Raw genomic sequence first — 20,251 nt, 5'->3', positions numbered from 1 at the left:
GGCGCCCTCCCTACATAAGTCTTCTCAGAGCCCTTCAATCAGCGTCCGGTAGTCGATCAACGCGTCGAACTCCGCCGTATCCTTCGGCCCTTGGCGGCTGTCCGGCTCGCTGACGGCGAGCAGGTGTGCCACGCCGAAGTCCCGGGCGCTGCGCAATACTGGCAAGGTGTCGTCGATGAACAGGCTACGGGCCGGGTCGAAGTTCAGGTCGGCTTGCAGGGCGTCCCAGAATTGCGGGTTTTCCTTGGGGAAACCGTAATCGTGGGAACTGATCAGGCGCTCGAAATAGGGGGCCAGCTCGATGCGCTCCAGCTTCAGGGACAACGAGTCTCGATGAGCGTTGGTGATCATTACCACGCGTTTGCCGGCTTGCTGGATCGCCGCCAGAAACGTATCGGCGTCCGGGCGCAAGGCAATCAGGTGCGCGGTTTCCAGTTTCAGTTCGCGCACCGGCAATTTCAGCTCGGTGCTCCAGAAATCCAGGCAATACCATTGCAGTTGACCGGCGTTGCGTTCGAACAGCGGTTGCAACTCCATCTCGGCCATCGCCCGGCTCACGCCATGCAGTTCGGCATAGCGCTGGGGCAGGTGTTGCATCCAGAAATGGTTGTCGTAATGCAAATCCAGCAAGGTGCCGTCCATGTCCAGCAGCACCGTGTCGATCTCATGCCAGGGCAGCATGGCCATAAAACTTCTCCAGCGGTAATCGGATATCCGACACAAACAATCAGAATAGGCCGGGTATAGTAGCTCGCTATCGCCCAGGGAGCCGTCTATGCGCCAGAAACCCACCATACTCGATCGTCGGATCGTCGCCACCAGTCGCCTGTTTTGCGTGGAAGAACTGAAACTGCGTTTTTCCAACGGTGTGGAACGCACTTACGAACGTCTGGCGAGCAAAGGCACGGGCTATGGCGCTGTGATGATTGTGGCGATGCTCGACGCTGACCATGCGGTATTGGTGGAGGAGTATTGCGGCGGTACCGACGCCTACGAACTGTCCCTGCCCAAGGGCCTGATCGAGCCGGGTGAAGACGTGTTGGCAGCGGCCGAGCGGGAGCTCAAGGAAGAGGCCGGTTTCGGCGCGCGTCAGTTGGAACACCTGACGGAGTTGTCCCTGTCGCCTGGCTACATGAGCCAGAAAATCCAAGTGGTGCTGGCGACCGACCTCTATGAAGAACGACTGGAGGGCGATGAGCCCGAGCCGATGCGCGTCGACAAGGTCAATCTCCATGAACTGTCAGCCCTGGCGCAAAACCCGCAATTCACTGAAGGCCGCGCCCTGGCGGCGCTTTATCTGGCCCGTGACCTGCTGTCCCAACGCGGAGCCTTCCTGTCATGAATTTCCCCCATCCGCTGATAGCGCCTGTGATCGAGCTTGCGCTCCAGGCAGGAGACGCGATCCTGCCGTTCTGGCGGGCCAACGTGCAGGTCAACCACAAGGCTGACGAGTCACCGGTGACGGCTGCCGACATGGCCGCCCATGATGTGATCGTGGCCGGGCTGACAGCGTTGGCCCCGGATATTCCGATCCTTTCTGAAGAGGACGCCAACATTGCCCAAAGCGTGCGTGCAGGCTGGCATCGCTGGTGGCTGGTGGACCCGCTGGATGGAACCAAGGAGTTCATTTCCGGCAGCGAAGAGTTCACCGTCAACATCGCATTGGTAGAACAGGGCCGCGTGGTGTTTGGCGTGGTATCGATGCCCACCAATGGGCGTTATTACGTCGGTGGCGCGGGACTGGGTGCCTGGCGTGGCGACCAGGGTGGCGCGCCTGTGCACATCGCAGTTCGCAACGTGTTGGCGCCGGGTGAAGCGTTCACCGTGGTTGCCAGCCGCCGTCACACCAGTCCTGAACAGGAGCGGTTGTTGAGTGGCTTGAGCGCGAGCCTGGGTGAACTGCAACTGACCAATATTGGCAGTTCGCTGAAGTTCTGCCTGCTGGCCGAGGGCGCTGCGGATTGCTATCCACGGCTGGCGCCGACGTCCCAGTGGGACACCGCTGCCGCCCAGGGCGTACTGGAAGGAGCGGGTGGCGAGGTGTTGGACTTGAGCGGCGAGCCGTTCTGTTATCCGCCACGTGAATCGCTGTTGAACGCGTCGTTCCTGGCGTTGCCGGCGAAAGCGGCGTGGCGGGGCAAGTTGCTCGAGCTGGCTCGCGCCTGAACCGTAGCTGCTGTTCCGTGGCGAGGGAGCTTGCTCCCGCTGGGCTGAAGCAGCCCCGGCTTTTGGCGGTTGCTGCGCAACCGAGCGGGAGCAAGCTCCCTCGCCACGGGATTTATGGTGTTTTTCAGCGGTGTACCCCCTATGAATCCCTTCACTATGGGGAGTTGCGGTGTTTTTAGCGGTGCAACACGTACTGCCCCTCGAACTGCACCGCCACTTCCTCGCTTGCGACATTCATCACCCGCGTCTGCAAGGCCAGCCGCGCCCGGCCGTAGCGTCGGTAGGTGGCCAGGAAGCGTTTCCAGACCTTCTCCTCAGGCGCGTCGCAGACGACAGCCGCGTCGTGGGTGACCGGCAGCGGATAACTGATCTGTCCTTCCTGGATCACGATATGCCCGTCTTCGATGCCTTCTTCGCGCAGGGCCAGGTGCAGCCAGCCCCAGCCGCCGAGCACCGCGCCGCAGTACAAGCTACCGCCGAACATGGTGCTCTTGTGGTTGACGTTGGCCTCAAGCGGCAAGAACAAGCGCAGTTGCCGGGCTTGCCAATCAAGCACCTTGAGGCCCATGTCCCGTGTCAGCGGGATGTCGTGGTGCAGGATCGATTCCAGGTAACGGCTGTCGCGATTCATTGCCGGGCCTCTTGCTTGAAAGTGGATTGACGGGCGTTCAATCGGATTCGTCAGCCGCACCGTGGCTGCTATCGAAGTTCAACCCATGCTTGCGCAGTTTGTCGTGCAGGGTTTTGCGCGGAATGCCCAGCGCTTCGGCCAGGCTGCGGACCGAGCTGTGGGGGCGGGCCAGTTCGGCGGCGATCAGTGTTTTCTCGAAGTTTTCCACCTGTTCGCTCAAGCCGCCACTGACCAATTCTACTGGTGCGCCGGGACCGCCGTCTGGTGCGCTGTTGTCCAGGGCCAATTCCAGGCCCAGGGCAAAGCGTTCAGCGGCGTTCTGCAGTTCTCGCACGTTGCCCGGCCAGTTGTGGCGCAGCAGCAATGCCCGTTGGGCCGGTTGCAGTTCATGGGGCGGCAGGCCGTGGCGAGCGCTGGCTTCGTTGGCGAAGTGCTGGAACAACATCAGCGCGTCCTCACCCCGCTCCCGCAACGGCGGTATGCGCAGCGGCGCGACGTTCAGACGGTAATACAGGTCGGCGCGAAAGCGCCCTTGATCGGCAGCCTGGCGCAGGTCTTCCTTGGTGGCGGCGATGACGCGGATGTCCAAGGGGATCTGCTGATTGCCCCCCAGACGTTCCACCATGCGTTCTTGCAGCAGGCGCAGCAGCTTGACCTGGACATCCAGGCTCATGCTTTCGATTTCATCGAGAAACAGGGTGCCGCCGTTGGCAAACTCGAACTTGCCGATGCGACGTTTTTGCGCGCCGGTGAACGCGCCGGGTTCGTGGCCGAACAGCTCGCTTTCCACCACCGACTCGGCCAGGGCTCCGGCGTTGATGGCCACGAACGGCCCGTTACGCCGGCTCGACAGGTCGTGCAGTGCACGAGCGACCACTTCTTTGCCCGCACCGGTTTCACCCAGGATCAGCACATCGGCACGGGTGGCCGCCAAGGCACCGATCTGTTCGCGCAGGCGCAGCATCGGCGTGGATTGGCCGACCAGGCGGGCGCTGAGTTGATGGCGATCGCTGAGGGCCAGGCGCAGGCTGCGATTGTCCAGCACCAGTCGGCGCAAGGACAGGGCGCGGCGCACGCTGTCGAGCAAGTGATCGCTGGCGAAAGGCTTTTCCAGAAAGTCATAGGCCCCGGCACGCATCGCCTGCACCGCCAGCGGCACGTCGCCATGGCCGGTGATCAGCAGCACCGGCAGCTCCGGATCCTGGGCGTGGAGTTCGTTCAATAACTCGAGGCCGTCCATGCCCGGCATGCGAATGTCGCTGACCACCACGCCCGGCCAGTCCCGGGGCAGTTGTCCGGCCACGCCCCGGGCTTCGGCCAGGGGCAGGATTTTCAAGCCGGCCAGGTCGAGGGTCTGGCTCAAGGCCTGACGAAGGTGGGCATCGTCGTCGATCAGCACCACCTCAATCTGGTTATCGATGGTCATACACTACGGTCCTCGGACGGTTGCAGGCTCACTCCGGGCGCACCCGCGCGCAGCTTCAAGGTAATCAGGGCGCCGCCTTCCTTGTGGTTGGCGAACGACAGTTCACCGCCGAAGGCACGCATCAAGGTGTCGCAGATCGCCAGTCCCAGACCAAGGCCCTGGGTGCGGGTCTTGGTGGTATAGAAAGGCTCGCCGGCGCGGCCAAGGGCTTCCATGCAGAAGCCCGGGCCGTTATCGCGGATGCACAGATTGACGCCGGTTTCGGTGGCCTGGGCACTGAGCCAGAGTTTGCGCGGCGGGCCTTTTTCAGTCAGGGCGTCGAGGGCGTTGGCCAGCAAGTTGCCCAATACCTGGCGCAAGCGGGTTTCGCCGGCCTCGACCCACAGCGTGGCGGCCGGGAGGTCTCGGATCAGCTCGACTTCCATGCTGCGCCGACGTTTGGCCAGCAGCGCCAGGGCATCGTCCAGTGCCGGTTGCAGGGCAACGCTCTCCGGCGCATGCCGGTCGCGGCGGGCGAAGGCCCGCAGGTGAGCGATGATCGAGGCCATCCGCCCGGTCAATTCACTGATCAGCTTGAGATTGCCACGGGCGTCGTCGGTGCGCTGGTGGTCGAGCAGGATCTCGGCGTTTTCCGCGTAGCTACGAATCGCCGCCAGCGGTTGGTTGAGTTCATGGCTGATACTCGCCGACATGGTGCCCAGGGCCGACAGTTTGCCGGCCTGTACCAGGTCATCCTGGGCGCGGACCAATTCCTGCTGGGCCTGTTCACGTTCCAGTACTTCCTGCTTCAGGCGCCGGTTCAGGCCTTCCAGATCGCTGGTCCGCTCGGCTACGCGGCCTTCCAGTTCATGACGGGCCTTGGCTTCGAAGGCGATCCGATCCAGGTAATGACGCCGACGCTGCATCATCAAGCCGAGCAATAACATCAAGACCAGCAGCGCCGCGCCGCCAATGGCGACCACCGTGCGCACCGGGCGATCGATCAACGTACGCGGGGCCAGGATGCTTACGCTCCAGCCGGTTTCGTCGATGGACTGGGTCTGTGTCAGCCAGGCATTGGCGTCCAGGTTCAAGGGCTTGGGGTCGCGGGTTGGATAGGGCTGCACGGCGCTGATGGACTTGTTCTCGTCGTCGCTCAGGGGCCGGGTCGCACGGAATCGCCATTCCTGTCGCGACGTAAGGATGACCACGCCATTATGGTCGGTCACCAGCAGTTGCTCCGGGGTTTTGCCCCACAGGCTTTCGGTGTGGTCCAGGTCGACCTTGACCACCAGCACACCGATGACTTTTTCGCGGTCGCGCACGGCGGCGGCAAAGAAATAACCGCGCTTGGCCGAGGTGGTGCCCAAACCGAAGAAGCGCCCAAGGCGTCCGGCCATGGCTTCGATGTAATACGGCCGGAAGGCGAAGTTGCGACCGACGAAACTGTCGTGCTTGTCCCAGTTCGACGCGGCCAGGGTCTTGCCGGTGGCGTCCATCAGGTACATGACTTCGGCCCCCGTCTGGGTGCTGATGTTTTTCAGCAGCCGGTTGGCGTTGCCTTGAGTAACGCCGTCGTCCGGGGCCGACAACGCTGCGCGCAAGGCCGGCAGGTCGGCGAGAATCTGTGGTAGCACTTCATAGCGGTGCAGGGTGCCCAACAGGTTGGCGACGTAAAGGTCTAGGGTCTGGCGATTCTGCCCGGCCAGTTCGCTGCGGTAGTAGCGCTCGGCCAAATGCTCCAGCGGCCACAGCAACGGCGCCAGGCACAGGGCAAGCAAGGCCAGGCTGCGCCAACGGGGTCTGCGGGGAAGGGTGGAATTCATGAGCATCGAGCGCCTGTGGGGACAGGCGTATTATGCCTAGTTGCCTCGCAAATACTATTTGTAAGGCCGTACTAGACTTGTCCGGCAAGACACTGCTGCAACGCGCTGCGCCAGTCTGGTTGGCTCACGCCCCATTCGCGATACAGGCGTGTGCAATCGAGGCGCGAGTTCAAAGGACGTTGGGCTGGCGTTGGGTAAGCGCTGGACGGGATGGGCTCGAGCACGGCGCAAGGCTTGTGTTGTTCGACCAGGCTTTCGGCAATGGCCTGGGCGAAACCGAACCAGGACGTCTCGCCCCGGGCCGCCAAGTGATACGTGCCCCACGCCCCATGTTGGCCGGTCTGCCAGCGTTCGATCAACTGGGCGGTGCTGTCGGCGATGGTGCCTGCCCAGGTTGGCGCGCCGATCTGATCGGCCACCACTCGTAGTTGCGGTTTTTCTTGTAGCAGGCGTTGCATGGTCAGCAAGAAATTGCGGCCTTCGACGGAATACACCCAGCTGGTGCGCAGGATCAGGTGCTGGCCGACGATGTGTCGAATGGCGTCTTCGCCGGCCAGTTTGCTGCGGCCGTAGACGCTCACTGGGTTGGGCGTGTCGTCCTCGGTATAAGGGGCGGGTTTGAGACCATCGAAGACGTAATCGGTGGAGTAATGAATCAACGGGATGCCCAGCTCTGACGCCGCCTGGGCCAGAATGCCTGGCGCCGTGGCGTTGATGGTGAACGCTCGCTCCGGTTCGGTCTCCGCGAGGTCAACTGCCGTGTGGGCTGCGGCGTTGACAATCAGGTCGGGCTTCAGGGCCACGATGGGCGAGCGCAGGGAATCCGGGCGTGCCAGATCGAGCTGGCCGCTGCCGCGTACGATCAGCTCGCCCATGCCGGCCAGGCGCGATTGGAGCGCCCGGGATACCTGGCCGTTCTCGCCGATGATCAGAATGCGCAAGGAAGCATTCATGGGAACAGGTCTGCCTCACCAAGGGGCTTGCCGGCCTGATCCTTGAGCGACAGGATCGGCGTGCCATCCAGTTCCCAGTCGATGGCCAGCTCCGGGTCGTCCCAACGAATACAACGCTCGGCGGATGGCGCGTAATAGTCTGTGGTCTTGTAGAGAAAATCCGCCGAATCGCTCAGCACCGCGAAGCCATGGGCGAACCCAGGCGGAATCCACAGTTGCCGGTGGTTTTGTGCCGACAGGCGCGCGCTTGTCCATTGGCCGAAAGTGGGCGAGCTGCGCCGAATGTCCACCGCCACATCCAGTACTTCTCCCGCCGTCACCCGCACGAGTTTGCCTTGGGCCTGTTCGATCTGATAATGCAGGCCGCGCAGGACATGCCTGGCCGATCGCGAATGGTTGTCCTGGACGAACTGCAGCGTGCAGCCGGTGGCCTCGGCAAACGCCTTGGCATTGAAGCTTTCATAGAAGAAACCGCGCTCGTCACCGAACACCTTCGGTTCGATGATCAGCACCTCCGGCAGTGACGTGGCGATGACTTTCATCGGGTCTCACCAGCGATCTTGAACAGGTACTGGCCGTAACCGGTCTTGCCGAAGTACTGGGCGCGTTCCAGGACATGCTCGCGGCTGACCCAGCCCTGCTGGTAGGCGATTTCTTCCAGGCACGCGACTTTCAAGCCTTGCCGATGCTCGATGGTCTGCACGTATTGCGAGGCCTCCAGCAGGCTGTCGTGAGTCCCTGTGTCGAGCCAGGCGAAGCCGCGGCCGAAACGCTCGACGTGCAGCTCCCCGCGGTTCAGATAGGCATTGTTAACGTCGGTGATTTCCAGTTCGCCCCGTTTGGAGGGTTTGATGGTCTTGGCGATCTGGATCACGTCGTTATCGTAGAAATACAGGCCGGTCACCGCATAGCTGGATTTCGGCATGGAGGGTTTTTCTTCGATGGAAATGGCTCGCCCCTCAGGGTCGAAATCGATCACGCCAAAGCGCTCGGGATCCTTGACCCAATAACCGAACACCGTCGCGCCACTGGGACGGTTGACGGCAGCCTGCAATTGTTCGCCGAAGTGTTGTCCGTGGAAAATGTTGTCACCCAGGATCAGGCACACCGGGTCGGTGCCGATAAATTGCTCGCCGATCAGGAATGCCTGGGCCAGGCCATCGGGTGACGGCTGCTCGGCATAGCTGAACTGCACGCCGAACTGGCTACCGTCGCCCAGCAGGTTGCGATATTGCGGCAAGTCCTGGGGCGTAGAGATCAGCAAGATATCCTTGATACCGGCGAGCATCAGCACCGAGATCGGGTAATAGATCATCGGCTTGTCATAGATCGGAAGCAGCTGTTTGGAAACCCCGAGGGTAATCGGGTGCAGGCGCGTGCCGGAACCACCGGCCAGAACAATGCCTTTCATCATGCAATCGCATCCTTGTGGTCAAGCGAGCCCAGGCGCTCGCCCTGATAGCTGCCATCCTGGACACGCCGGCACCACAGCAGGTTTTCGAGGTACCACTGCACGGTCTTGCGCAGACCGGTTTCGAAGGTTTCACGGGGTGTCCAGCCCAGCTCCCGTTCGATCTTGCCCGCGTCGATGGCATAGCGCTGATCGTGGCCGGGCCGGTCTTTCACGAAGGTGATCAGGTCGGCGTAGTGCTCGACGCTGTCGGGTTTGTGTGGCGCCAGTTCTTCGAGCAGGGCGCAGATGCTGCGCACCACGTCGATGTTCTTTTGCTCGTTGTGGCCGCCGATATTGTAGGTTTCGCCGACCGTGCCTTCGGTGACGACCTTGAGCAGCGCCCGGGCATGATCTTCAACGTACAACCAGTCGCGTACTTGCTCGCCATTTCCGTACACCGGCAGCGGTTTTCCAGCCAGGGCATTGAGGATCACCAGCGGGATCAGCTTCTCGGGGAAGTGAAACGGTCCATAGTTGTTCGAGCAATTTGTCAGCAGCACGGGCAAGCCGTAGGTACGCTGCCAGGCGCGGACCAAGTGGTCGGACGCCGCCTTGCTCGCCGAATACGGTGAGCTTGGCGCATAGGAGGTGGTTTCGGTGAACAGATCATCCAGGCCGTGCAGGTCGCCATACACCTCATCGGTGGAAATATGATGGAAGCGAAACTCGCCCTTGCGCGGCTCGGCCAGCGTCTGCCAATAGGCGCGGGTGGCTTCGAGCAGGCTATAGGTGCCCACGATGTTGGTCTGAATGAAGTCCGCCGGACCGTCAATGGAGCGGTCCACATGGGATTCAGCCGCCAGGTGCATGATGGCGTCGGGCTCGAATCGCGTCAGGATCGCGCTGACTGTCGGTTGGTCGATGATATCGGCCTGGACGAATTCGTAGCGGCTGTCGTGATCGATGCTGCTCAGCGATTCGAGATTGCCGGCGTACGTCAGCTTGTCGAGGTTCAGGACTTGATGTCCTGTCTCAAGGATCAAGTGCCGTATAAGTGCCGAGCCGATGAAGCCGGCACCGCCGGTGATGAGAATGCGCATCCGGTTAAGCCTTTTTCCATGAGACGACCAAACAGTAGGAGCATAGCTTGTCGGCATGATCAAGGCTGTGCAAGGGATTTGTCCGGTATGGGATTGGCAAGACCCTTGTCGTATCAGGGCTCCGGCAGCCTGCCCGATATGCCAAGCCACGCTACAGCTGAGAAGGGGGTTGCTTATCCCCCGACTCAGTGGCGATATAGGCGTCCGACAAAACCACCTCAGGGGTCGTTGTATGCCACTCGCTACGTTGGTCCACCGTGCCAGTTTGCCAAGCCCACAGCTCAACGCCGAACAGGCGGTGGGGCTGCTGCGCGCAAATTACGGACTCAGCGGCGACCTGCGACCCCTTGGCAGCCAACAAGACCTCAATTACCGCGTCGACAGCGAGCGCGGGCGATTCGTGCTGAAGATCTGCCATGGCGACTACGACGTCCAGGAGCTCCAGGCCCAGCATGCGGCCCTCAAGCGGCTGGCCGGGCACAGCGCGGTGAAAGTGCCGAAGGTGATCGTCGCCAATAACGGTTCGGACCTGCTGACACTGGACGTCGATGGGCAAGCGGTTCATGTCCGGCTGCTGGAATACATCGACGGCCAGTCCCTCACGCAGCTCAAGTATCTGGAACCTGCCCTCGTGACCGGCTTGGGGCGCCTGTGCGCGGAAATCGACCTGGCCCTGGCCACGTTCGATCACCCTGGTTTGGAGCGCACGCTGCAATGGGACGCCCGTCATGCCAATGCGTTGATCGGCCATCTGCTACCGGTGATCCAGGACGAGCCACGGCGCACGCTGATCGCCGAGACCGCCGAACAGGCCGAGCGGCGCTTGCTGCCGCTCAAGGCCAGCCTGCCGGTGCAGGCGATCCACATGGACGTTACCGATGACAATGTGGTCTGGCAGCGCGATGCCCAGCGCCAGTGGCAGATGCAGGGCGTCATTGATTTCGGCGACCTGGTTCGCACTTGGCGCATCACTGACCTGTCGGTGACCTGCGCCGCCCTGCTGCATCATGCCGACGGTGATCCGTTCTTTATCTTGCCGGCAATCAAGGCCTATCACGCGGTCAATCCGTTGCAGCGCCAGGAACTACTGGCGCTTTGGCCGCTGATCGTGGCGCGCGCCGCCGTATTGGTGCTCAGCGGCGAACAGCAGGTTTCCATCGACCCGGACAACCAGTACAGCCGCGATAATTTGGCCCATGAATGGGAAATCTTTCGTGTCGCCCATTCGGTGCCGTTCGAGCTGATGGAAGCGGCGATTCTCAGCGCCGCAGGCCACAGCCTGCCCGCCATTGCCAGCGAAGGCTTCGCACCGCTGCTGCCAACCCTGGTCGGCCGCGAATTTGCGCTGATTGACCTGGGCGTGTTGAGCCCGCATTTCGAGGCCGGCAACTGGGAGCAACCGGACGTCGACCGGCGCTTGTTGAGCGAAGCCGCTGCGATTCACGGATTGGCCGCCAGCCGCTACGGGCAGTACCGCTTGTCTCGCACTCGGCCGGACAGCGCCGTTGAGCCTGATACCTATCCGTTGCACGTGGAACTGAACGTACCGCTTGGCACGCCCCTCGAATCACCGTTCGCCGGGGTCGTGCACAAGTCGGCCGACGGCATGCTGCAACTGGACAGCGCCCAGCTCAGCGTACGGTTGTGGGGCGTGACGTCGCCGCTGCATTCCGGGGCGGCGCTGGTCAAGGGTCAGGTGCTGGGCGAAGTGGCGGGGCCATTGCAAGTGCAGTTGTGCCGGGGAGCTCAATTGAACCCGCCGCTGTTCTGCACGCCATCCAGGGCCGCTGCCTGGCAGGCGTTGTGCCCGTCTCCGGCGGTGTTGTTGGGGTTGGCTTGCGATGCTGAACCGGAGATCGATCCGGATGCGCTGCTGGCCCGCCGCGATGCCAGTTTTGCCCGGTCCCAGAAGCATTATTACATCGACCCGCCACGCATCGAGCGCGGCTGGCGCAATCACCTGATCGACATGCAGGGCCGGTCCTACCTCGACATGCTCAACAATGTTGCGGTGCTGGGGCACGGCCATCCGCGCATGGCGGCGGTCGCCGCGCGGCAGTGGTCGCTGCTCAATACCAACTCGCGGTTCCACTATGCGGCCATCGCCGATTTTTCCGAACGCCTGCTGGCGTTGTCGCCATCCAACATGGACCGGGTATTCCTGGTCAACAGCGGCACCGAGGCCAACGACCTGGCAATCCGCCTGGCCTGGGCCTACAGCGGCGGACGGGACATGCTCAGTGTGCTGGAGGCCTATCACGGTTGGTCGGTGGCGGCCGATGCGGTGTCGACGTCCATCGCCGACAACCCCAAGGCCCTGAGCAGTCGTCCGGACTGGGTGCATCCGGTGACTGCTCCCAATACCTATCGTGGCGAATTCCGTGGCCCCGACAGCGCGCCGGATTATGTGCGCAGCGTCGAACATAACTTGGCGAAAATCGCCGAAAGCAAACGCCAGCTCGCTGGTTTCATTTGCGAGCCGGTGTACGGCAACGCAGGCGGGATCGCGCTGCCGCCCGGTTACCTGAAGCAGGTCTACGCCCTGGTGCGCGAGCGTGGCGGGGTGTGCATCGCCGATGAGGTCCAGGTCGGCTACGGGCGCATGGGCGAGTTTTTCTGGGGGTTCGAAGAGCAAGGCGTGGTGCCGGACATCATCACCATGGCCAAGGGCATGGGCAACGGCCAGCCGTTGGGGGCCGTCATCACCCGGCGGGAAATCGCCGAGGCGCTGGAAGCCGAGGGCTACTTCTTCTCGTCCGCTGGCGGCAGCCCGGTCAGTTGTCAGATCGGCATGGCGGTGCTGGACGTCATGGAGGAAGAAAAACTCTGGGAAAACGCCAAAGTGGTCGGCGGGCATTTCAAGGCTCGGCTTGAAGCCTTGATCGATCGCTACCCATTGGTCGGCGCGGTGCATGGTTCCGGGTTTTACCTGGGTGTGGAGTTGATCCGCAACCGCGACACCTTGGAGCCGGCCACCGAAGAAACCACGGCGCTGTGCAACCGCTTGCGCGAGCTGGGCATCTTCATGCAACCCACGGGCGATTACCTGAACATCCTCAAGATCAAGCCGCCCATGGTCACTTCGCGCCAGAGCGTCGACTTCTTCGTCGATATGCTGGCGAAGGTGCTGGAGGAGGGGCTGTAGCAGATCCCTACCCCATCCAGGTGGGAGCGAGCGAGCTTGCTCGCGATGGCGATTTTTCAGTCAATAATTATCTGACTGACCAACCGCTATCGCGAGCCAGCTCGCTTTCACAGAGGTGTTGCGGTGAGCTTTAGCCGATTTTTGTCGATATTTTTTTAGGCTGTAGCAGGAAGTCCTGCGTATTTTTCCCTTTTATAGCCGATTTTTATCGGCTATAAAGTCCACTCTGCCCATCGCTCAGAAGATGATTTCGATGGCTCACTGGAGTCCTGATTCATGACTACGTTGCACAGCACGCCCCGCGCGGACGGTTTCCACATGCCTGCCGAGTGGGCGGCCCAGACCCAGGTCTGGATGATTTGGCCCGAGCGTCCGGATAACTGGCGCCTGGGCGGCAAGCCCGCGCAGGCGGCCCACGCGGCGGTGGCCAAGGCCATCGCCCGCTTCGAACCCGTGACCGTGGCGGTGTCGGCGGCGCAGTACGAAAATGCCCGGGCGCGGCTTGATGTGCCCAATATCCGCTTGGTGGAAATGTCCAGCGACGACGCCTGGGTCCGCGATACCGGCCCCACGTTCGTGATCAATAACAACGGCGAAGTGCGCGGCGTCGATTGGGATTTCAATGCCTGGGGTGGTTTCGACGGTGGTCTGTATGCGCCGTGGAATCGCGATTCGCAAGTGGCCGGCAAGATCCTGGAGATCGAGCGCAGCCCACGTTACCGTACCGAAGGCTTTGTGCTTGAAGGCGGCTCTATCCACGTCGATGGCGAGGGCACCCTGATCACCACCGAGGAATGCCTGCTCAACCGTAATCGCAACCCGCACCTGAGCCGCGAAGCGATCGAAGCGGTGCTCAGCGCGCAGTTGGCGGTGGACAAGATCATCTGGCTGCCGGATGGCCTGTTCAACGACGAAACCGACGGCCATGTGGACAACTTCTGCTGCTACGTCCGCCCTGGCGAAGTGCTGCTTGCCTGGACCGATGACCCGCAGGACCCGAACTACAGTCGCTGCCACGCCGCGATGGATGTGTTGCAAAACAGCACCGATGCCAAGGGGCGCCCATTCATCGTGCATAAAATGCCGATCCCGGGGCCGTTGTATGCCACCGAAGAGGAGTGCGCCGGCGTCGACGCGGTGCAAGGTTCCCAAGAGCGCAACCCGAGCGTGCGGCTGGCCGGTTCCTACGTGAACTTCCTGATCGTCAACGGCGGCATCATCGCGCCAAGTTTTGACGATCCCCTGGACGCACCGGCCATGGCCATCCTGCAGGGCCTGTTCCCGCAGCACGAAGTGGTCATGGTGCCAGGTCGCGAATTGTTACTGGGGGGCGGGAATATCCATTGCCTTACCCAACAACAGCCTGCGCCCCGGGCAAATTGAGTGTCGATGTAACAACCAGCTGATATCCATCGCGCCGGTTCTAGACCGGCGCTTTTGGATCCACACCAGCAAACCCGCGGCCCGATTGGGGCGCGGGTTTTTTGCGCCTGTTTATTGGCGTTGCCAATAACATTGGCATAGCTCTTGTATCTGTTTGCCGACAGTCCCAGGGAGCGGAGCTGAGTTGTTTTGTCATAACCCTTGGATAAATTGGCCGCTCATCAACCAGGAGGGTCGCTGGAATGAATATGATAAGCGAGAGCACATGCCATCCCTTGGCCGTCAATGGTGAGTCGCTTCAAGCTGTGGCGCAGTGGTTGAAGTCCAACGGAACGCGTCAGATCAGAGAACCTGATCCGCGCCTGATGATTGTCGAGCGTTACCCTGCTGGCCTGTTCAGCGAGGCAGAGCTCGAAGCATTGTGGGATGTGATGCAAGGATAAGAATTCGACGGATTGATAAAAAGCGCTGGCCGGGATGGCAGCGCTTTTTTTATGCGAAGAGATTCCCGAATCGACACCAAACCCTTGTGGGAGGTGGTCATCCACCCAAGCGGCGCATTTGACCGATACATGAAACAGACTGGACACCATTTCGGCGTTTTTCCGCAAAGCCTGCGGGGCTACTCTGTTGCCCTCGAATCTTGACGGCCAGTGGAGTTTCCATGAGCACCCTTCATTACATCTACGATCCGTTGTGCGGCTGGTGCTACGGCGCCAAGCCCTTGGTGGAGGCCGCCGGTGCTGTGTTGCCGATAATCCTGCATGGCGGTGGCATGATGACCGGAGCCAATCGCCAACAGGTCTCGCCACAGTTGCGCAACTACGTGATGCCCCACGACCGGCGTATCGCTGAATACACTGGGCAACCGTTTGGCCATGCTTATTATGAAGGCTTGCTACGCGATGACAGCGCGGTGTTCGACTCGGCACCGCCAATTGCGGCGATCCTCGCTGCCGAGCAACTTGGCGGGCGCGGCCTGGAGCTGCTGGGGCACCTGCAAACCGCCCATTACGTCGAGGGTCGGCGCATCGCCGACCAAGCCGTCCTGCTGGCGCTTGCACAATCCATCGGCTTTGAGGCACGCACGTTTCAAGCGACGCTGGACGCGGTTGATGTGCAGGGCCATATCAAGGCCAGCCGTACCTTGTTGGCGAAGGTTGGTGGGCAAGGTTTCCCGACCTTTGCCTTGGAGCGCGATGGCCGGTTCACGCTGATCGACGTCAGCCAGTGGTTCGGCAAGCCCGAGGCGTTCGCCCAATGGCTGGCGCAAGCCCTGCCGGTTCAGGCACCGGCTGCTGCGCTGGCCTGTGGCCTGGATGGCTGTTCCCTTTGATAGGTTGTTAGACGTTTTTCGCCTAATTACAGACGATTCACGAAATTGACACGCTATTGACGGCGCGACTAGCATTCGTCCTACGCCTGTGGCTAACAGCCATGACTCTTAAATAATAAAAAGGCCCGACACGAATATTCGTGGGCGGGCCTTTTCATTATTTCAGGAGCAAGAGTCCGGAAAAGAGCGCAAAAAGCGCCGTTTCGGCTGCCCGCCGCAGTGCGTATCAACCCGTATAAGGAAAATAATCATGTTGAACAAGCGCATCGGTCTGATCGCATTGGGGATTTTGAGCTCGACACACGCCATGGCCAACGACCAGGCTGAGTCTAAGGGGTTCGTTGAAGACAGCAGCTTGAAAGTGCTGTTGCGCAACGCTTACATCAACCGCGACTACAAAGACGGCAACAAAGACAAGGCCGAATGGGGCCAGGCGGCCATCGGAACGTTCTCGTCCGGCTTCACCCAAGGCACGGTGGGCGTGGGTGTAGACGCCTTCGGCCTGTACGCATTGCGTCTGGACGGCGGCAAGGGCCGTAGCGGGGCACAAGGCATCGACTTCTTCAAGCGAGGCGACAGCGGCAATGCGGCCGATGACTTGTCCAAGTTCGGTGCAGCGGTCAAATTCCGCGTCTCCAATACCGTGCTGGCTTATGGCGACCAGATGCCGGCCCTGCCGGTGCTGAGCTATGACAACTCGCGCCTGTTGCCGGAAAGCTACACCGGCACATTGATCACCTCCAAAGAGATCAAAGGCCTGGAACTGAACGCTGGCCGTTTCACTGCCGAGTCGCGTAAGAGCGCCGAAGGCCGCGACAGCGGTGGCCTGAAGTCGATCAACGTGTTGGGCGGCAGCTATCAGTTCACCGAGCAGTTCAAGGCTTCGCTCTATGCCTCGGACGTCGAAGACGTGTTGAAGAAGCAATATGTGAACGCCAACTATGTGTTCCCGCTGGCCAAGGATCAGTCCCTGACCCTGGATTTCAACGGGTATCGCACCAAGCTGGACAACAGCTACGTTCGCGAAAACGACGTCACCGGCGACGACAACAAGATCTGGAGCCTGGCCGCCACCTTCGCCACAGGTCCGCACAGCTTCACGCTTGCCCACCAGCGCAGCACCGGCGACAGCAACCTGGGCTACGCCTATGGCGGTTATCAGCGCGATCAGAACCGTGTGGGTGATGGCGGCAACACCATCTACCTCGCCAACTCGTACTGGTCCGACTTCAACGCCGAGGACGAGCGCAGCTGGCAGTTGGGCTATGGCCTGGACTTCACCACCTTCGGCGTACCGGGCCTGACCTATAACGTCGCTTATGTACGGGGTGACAACATCACTACCTCCACCAGCGAAGGCGGGACCGAGCGCGAGATCTTCAACCAGTTCAAATACGTGGTCCAGAGCGGACCGGCCAAGGATCTGAGCGTAAGGTTGCGCAGTTCCGTGCTGCGTGTGTCGCAGAAATCCAGCGAGTACAACGTCAGCGGTAACGAACTGCGGGTGTTCGTGGACTACCCGATCAATGTCTTTTGATGCTTGATCGCGTTATAAGCGCCTGATTAAAACCCCCGACCGCAAGCTCGGGGGTTTTTAACGTTTAGCGGCAAAAGCACCGCAAAATCCCTCTGTTTTCCATAGAAAAAGTTCTATTGATAGATCTTCAGCCTCCGTTTCAAGCAGGGCTTGAAATGCTTCAAATACTTTCTCATGGACGTAAATCCTGCACCTACTAGATTAGGCCGCTCAACGCAGCGGAGACCTATGAAAAATGATCGTTCTGAACAGGGAAGTAGGCGAAGCGCTAAGACGTGACAAATTCGTCAACGTCCGCGGTGGAGACTTCAATCTCTACGGTCATTTCGGCGATTTTGTCCGGCTGACCAAAAGCTGGGAAAACATGGAGCCCGACAGCTATTACGGCCAGGCCGAGTCAGGCATGCGTTTTCGCCGCTACAGCGACTTCGAATACAACCCGACGACCCGTGAGCTCAAGCAGCTCGAACACCGGGCCTATGTGCAGTCCAAAGCCAACAACAGCTATGTCGGCGGACTGGAGCGGCACTTCGAGGATTTTTCCAACGAAGTGATCAATTCCCCCGTCATGCGCAGCCTGATCGACACGGACTTCGACGTTTACAAGAATGTTCTGCCGCCGGAATTGCACGACGAAATCTGGCAATGCCAGATTCATCAGATTCGCATCGAGATCAAGCCGGGCAAACAGCTGGAGATCACCCCCGAAGGGATTCATTGCGACGGGTATCCTTTCAGCGGTGTGCACTTCTGGGGCCGTCATAACGTGGCTGGCGCAGAGAGCCGGCTGTATACCGCCCAGGAAGAGCAACTGGCGGCGACGACCTACGAGGACATCCTCGACACCACGTTCTTCCTCGATCGCGACATGCGCCATTACGTCACTCCGGCCCGCAACACCCACGGCCATGAGATGGCGTTCAGGCAGATCCTGGCGATTTCCTTCTCGCGGCCCGGGACCGCTTTCGACATTGTTCGCTGAACAGCTCGAACCCATGGACGACGCGGGGCAACAGCAGGTTCTGTTGCGTCGGGCCATGGTCAGGGATGCCGAGCGCCTGGAGCGGTTTTTCCGCGGTTTCGACGAAGTGTCGTTCTGTGAATGGCAGGATGCGCGGTTCCTGCGCGGTGTGTTGTTGCAAGAAACCACCACCGCGTACCTGGCCATCGATGCCAGTGGAGAAGTGGTCGGGGCAGTGATTGGCGGCATGCTCGGCACCCGTGGCACCATCAATCACCTGGCCGTGAGCCCGCTCCATCGCACCCGCGGCCTGGGCCAGCGCCTGGTGGAAGCCGCATCGGCTGACATGAAGCGGGTCGGCGTGCTGCGCATGTTCCTTTTTGTCGACGATGCTAATCTGGCCGGCAAGCGCTTTTGGGCTGCCCAGGGGTTCTGCGAGCCTCGGGGTGAAATTACCTTCGAGAGGGATTTATGAACAAGACTTCCAGCCAACCGCTGGCGGTCGAACCACAAGCCTCGCGTACCTTCGCTGAAGCCAGTCCGGTGGTAGCGGGTTATTTTACGGTTTCGTTTGTGTTCGGCCTGATGGCGGTCAACGCCGGGCTGCCTTTGTGGTTACCCGTGGCGATGTGCCTGTTTGTCTATGCCGGCGCGTCGCAGTTTGCGGCGCTGGCACTGATCTCCAGCGGCGCGTCGCTGACCACCATCGTGCTCACCACCTTCCTGATCAATGCACGGCACATGCTCATGTCCGTCTACATGGCCAAGGCGTTGCGGGCATTGGGGCTGAGTCGTTTCGAGCGTTGGTGCTACGCGGCGGGGCTGACGGATGAATCCTTTGCCTTCCACAGCGTCAAGCTGGGCAGTGGGGCGCCTGTGAGCGTGCGCTACCTGATTGGCTTCAACCTGTTTTGCCACACGTCCTGGGTGCTGGGTGGCTTGTTGGGCGCCGTTTGTGCGCAATACGCGGCGCACCTGATCAAGTACCAGCTCGACTATGCCCTGACCGCGATGATGCTCTACGTGCTGGTCTCATTGTGCAATACCCGTAACAAACTGATCGCCGCCCTGGCGGCAGTCGTCTGCATGGGCGTGCTGAGCCTGCTGGGCAGTTCGCCGTTCAACGTCTTCATTGCCACGTTCGTTGGCTGCGGGGTGGGCGTATGCCTGACCAAACGTTCCTGATCCTGGTGGTGGCCCTGATGATGGCCGTGACCTTCCTGCCACGGGCCTTGCCTTTGCAGGTCAATACCGAACACTGGCCGCCGTTTGTCGCCCGCGCGCTGGAATACCTGCCGGTGGCGATCGTCGCTGCCATCAGCCTGACCCCGCTGCTGATCAAGGATCAGCGAATACAGCTCGACCGCCCGGAGTTTTACGCCGCGATCCCGACGCTGTTATGTGCGTATTTCAGTCGCAACCTGTTTCTCAGTGTGGCGGTGGGCACGGCGGCGTACATCGCGCTCGGTTCCTTCCTGTAGCCGCAAATCCACTACATCGTGCAGGGCCTGGCTAGACAACTCCGGATTGTTCACTGTCAGGCGAACTTCAAGGAAATCCTCGAAGTCCGGGAAAATCGTCAGCCCGTTGCGCAGCGCCGCCTCCCGGGACACCAGTCCCAGGCCGTCGAGCTGAGTGATCAACGACAACGTCAGGGTTTCACTGCAGGAATAGACCATCCGCTGGCTTGACCCATATTCACCCAGGCCGGCATCCAAAAAGCGAAGAAAGCTGTGGGAATACGGACATTCTTCTGCCGGACGCACCTGGAACTTGTCACCGAGCAAGCCAAGGGAATCGTCTTCGTCGCCACAATGGGCGCCGACCACCCGCACCTGCACATCCGGCATGGTGATACTGGAAAAGCCGCTTTGCTGTTGGCCGATCAGGATCGCCAGGTCAAACGCTTCGTTCTTGAGCTTGCTCAGGTTCTCCATCGACTCGGCGTAACTGAACTCCAACTGGTACTGGGGAAAGACGCCGATCAATCGATCGATCATCCGTCGGTTGAAGTCCGTTGGCAGGGTGGTATTGAGCGCCACCTTGAGCGTGCGTTGCCGAGGCGTCTTGAGCGCCGCGACTTTCTCTTCCAATTGCCGGGTAGCGATCAGCACCTGATCCATAAAAGGCGTCAGTTCCGAGCCTTGGCTCGTCAACGTCAGGCCCTTGTTCGAGCGCCGGAACAACCGGAAACCGAACTGCTCCTCGACTTTATTCAACTGCGCCGCCAGGGCCTGCACCGTAAGACACGAATGCTCGGCCGCAGCCGACAACGAACCGGTCTGCACGATGCGCATGAGGTTGCGTAGGGTTCTGCTATCCATGAGGTAATGCCCTCTGCTTAAGTGGGCTCGCTATTGTTGTGCACCTGGCCCGTGCCAGGGAGTGCGTGTTGGCTATCATCATGCACCTTGG

Annotated in this window: 20 protein-coding genes; 11 read left to right on the top strand and 9 right to left on the bottom strand. The window is 60.8% G+C overall.

The window, feature by feature from the left end:
- Positions 1 to 24: 24 nt before the first annotated feature.
- A complete protein-coding gene (gene yrfG, locus AD663_RS26560; protein ID WP_003186806.1) occupies positions 25 to 687 on the bottom strand; it encodes a GMP/IMP nucleotidase in 663 nt (220 codons plus the stop codon).
- Between the two features lie 88 nt (positions 688 to 775).
- Here yrfG and nudE point away from each other — a divergent pair, with 88 nt between their 5' ends.
- Both nudE and cysQ read left to right on the top strand, forming a co-directional pair.
- Entirely contained in the window at positions 776 to 1,342 is a 567-nt protein-coding gene (gene nudE, locus AD663_RS26555) for an ADP compounds hydrolase NudE (RefSeq protein WP_003186805.1), read from the top strand.
- Positions 1,339 to 2,166: a 3'(2'),5'-bisphosphate nucleotidase CysQ gene (gene cysQ / locus AD663_RS26550; protein WP_003186803.1), complete on the top strand. Its 828-nt coding sequence runs from the start codon at positions 1,339 to 1,341 to the stop codon at positions 2,164 to 2,166. Before nudE ends, cysQ begins: the two co-directional genes overlap by 4 nt.
- Positions 2,167 to 2,341: 175 nt before the next feature.
- On the opposite strand, the gene AD663_RS26545 is transcribed toward cysQ, so the two are convergent.
- The 7 genes from AD663_RS26545 to rfbB form a co-directional block, all read right to left on the bottom strand.
- Entirely contained in the window at positions 2,342 to 2,797 is a 456-nt protein-coding gene (locus AD663_RS26545) for a YiiD C-terminal domain-containing protein (protein WP_003186801.1), read from the bottom strand.
- A 37-nt stretch (positions 2,798 to 2,834) separates the two neighbouring features.
- Entirely contained in the window at positions 2,835 to 4,223 is a 1,389-nt protein-coding gene (locus AD663_RS26540; protein ID WP_003186800.1) for a sigma-54 dependent transcriptional regulator, read from the bottom strand.
- Positions 4,220 to 6,028 (bottom strand): ATP-binding protein, encoded by a 1,809-nt coding sequence (locus AD663_RS26535; protein WP_003186799.1) that lies wholly within the window; start codon positions 6,026 to 6,028, stop codon positions 4,220 to 4,222. Before AD663_RS26535 ends, AD663_RS26540 begins: the two co-directional genes overlap by 4 nt.
- A 71-nt stretch (positions 6,029 to 6,099) precedes the next feature.
- The gene (rfbD, locus tag AD663_RS26530) at positions 6,100 to 6,981 is read right to left on the bottom strand and encodes a dTDP-4-dehydrorhamnose reductase (protein WP_053214807.1); all 882 of its coding nucleotides are present in this window, start codon (positions 6,979 to 6,981) and stop codon (positions 6,100 to 6,102) included.
- Positions 6,978 to 7,523 (bottom strand): dTDP-4-dehydrorhamnose 3,5-epimerase, encoded by a 546-nt coding sequence (gene rfbC, locus AD663_RS26525; RefSeq protein ID WP_003186796.1) that lies wholly within the window; start codon positions 7,521 to 7,523, stop codon positions 6,978 to 6,980. Before rfbC ends, rfbD begins: the two co-directional genes overlap by 4 nt.
- Positions 7,520 to 8,395 (bottom strand): glucose-1-phosphate thymidylyltransferase RfbA, encoded by an 876-nt coding sequence (gene rfbA / locus AD663_RS26520; RefSeq protein ID WP_003186795.1) that lies wholly within the window; start codon positions 8,393 to 8,395, stop codon positions 7,520 to 7,522. Before rfbA ends, rfbC begins: the two co-directional genes overlap by 4 nt.
- On the bottom strand, positions 8,392 to 9,474 hold the full coding sequence (gene rfbB / locus AD663_RS26515; protein WP_003186794.1) for a dTDP-glucose 4,6-dehydratase: 1,083 nt from the start codon (positions 9,472 to 9,474) through the stop codon (positions 8,392 to 8,394). The genes rfbA and rfbB overlap by 4 nt, the downstream gene beginning before the upstream one ends.
- Positions 9,475 to 9,706: 232 nt before the next feature.
- Between rfbB and AD663_RS26510 the strand changes: the two genes are divergently transcribed.
- From AD663_RS26510 to AD663_RS26470, 9 genes are all read left to right on the top strand, one after another.
- Positions 9,707 to 12,619, top strand: a complete 2,913-nt coding sequence (locus AD663_RS26510) for an aminotransferase (protein WP_003186792.1) — start codon at positions 9,707 to 9,709, stop codon at positions 12,617 to 12,619.
- Positions 12,620 to 12,895: 276 nt separating this feature from the next.
- A complete protein-coding gene (gene aguA / locus AD663_RS26505) occupies positions 12,896 to 14,002 on the top strand; it encodes an agmatine deiminase (protein ID WP_003186791.1) in 1,107 nt (368 codons plus the stop codon).
- A gap of 242 nt (positions 14,003 to 14,244) precedes the next feature.
- Positions 14,245 to 14,445: a hypothetical protein gene (locus tag AD663_RS26500; RefSeq protein ID WP_003186790.1), complete on the top strand. Its 201-nt coding sequence runs from the start codon at positions 14,245 to 14,247 to the stop codon at positions 14,443 to 14,445.
- A gap of 221 nt (positions 14,446 to 14,666) precedes the next feature.
- Positions 14,667 to 15,338, top strand: a complete 672-nt coding sequence (locus tag AD663_RS26495) for a DsbA family protein (RefSeq protein ID WP_003186789.1) — start codon at positions 14,667 to 14,669, stop codon at positions 15,336 to 15,338.
- 250 nt (positions 15,339 to 15,588) lie between these two features.
- Positions 15,589 to 16,875, top strand: a complete 1,287-nt coding sequence (locus tag AD663_RS26490) for an OprD family porin (protein ID WP_003186788.1) — start codon at positions 15,589 to 15,591, stop codon at positions 16,873 to 16,875.
- A gap of 235 nt (positions 16,876 to 17,110) precedes the next feature.
- Positions 17,111 to 17,857 (top strand): 2OG-Fe dioxygenase family protein, encoded by a 747-nt coding sequence (locus tag AD663_RS26485; protein ID WP_003186787.1) that lies wholly within the window; start codon positions 17,111 to 17,113, stop codon positions 17,855 to 17,857.
- Between the two features lie 13 nt (positions 17,858 to 17,870).
- The gene (locus AD663_RS26480; protein WP_003186786.1) at positions 17,871 to 18,311 is read left to right on the top strand and encodes a GNAT family N-acetyltransferase; all 441 of its coding nucleotides are present in this window, start codon (positions 17,871 to 17,873) and stop codon (positions 18,309 to 18,311) included.
- Positions 18,308 to 19,021 (top strand): AzlC family ABC transporter permease, encoded by a 714-nt coding sequence (locus AD663_RS26475; protein ID WP_003186785.1) that lies wholly within the window; start codon positions 18,308 to 18,310, stop codon positions 19,019 to 19,021. The genes AD663_RS26480 and AD663_RS26475 overlap by 4 nt, the downstream gene beginning before the upstream one ends.
- The gene (locus tag AD663_RS26470; RefSeq protein WP_033046341.1) at positions 19,000 to 19,317 is read left to right on the top strand and encodes an AzlD domain-containing protein; all 318 of its coding nucleotides are present in this window, start codon (positions 19,000 to 19,002) and stop codon (positions 19,315 to 19,317) included. Before AD663_RS26475 ends, AD663_RS26470 begins: the two co-directional genes overlap by 22 nt.
- Here the strand turns inward: AD663_RS26470 and AD663_RS26465 are convergent.
- Complete coding sequence (locus AD663_RS26465) at positions 19,234 to 20,160, bottom strand: LysR family transcriptional regulator (RefSeq protein ID WP_003186784.1); 927 nt, start codon at positions 20,158 to 20,160, stop codon at positions 19,234 to 19,236. The genes AD663_RS26470 and AD663_RS26465 overlap by 84 nt on opposite strands.
- Positions 20,161 to 20,251 lie beyond the last annotated feature (91 nt).

The sequence above is a fragment of the Pseudomonas sp. Q12-87 genome, from assembly GCF_001269755.1.
GTDB classification, from domain to species: domain Bacteria; phylum Pseudomonadota; class Gammaproteobacteria; order Pseudomonadales; family Pseudomonadaceae; genus Aquipseudomonas; species Aquipseudomonas fluorescens_S.
Note: the sequence above shows the minus strand (reverse complement) of the source record. Positions and strands in the feature narration are given on the sequence as shown.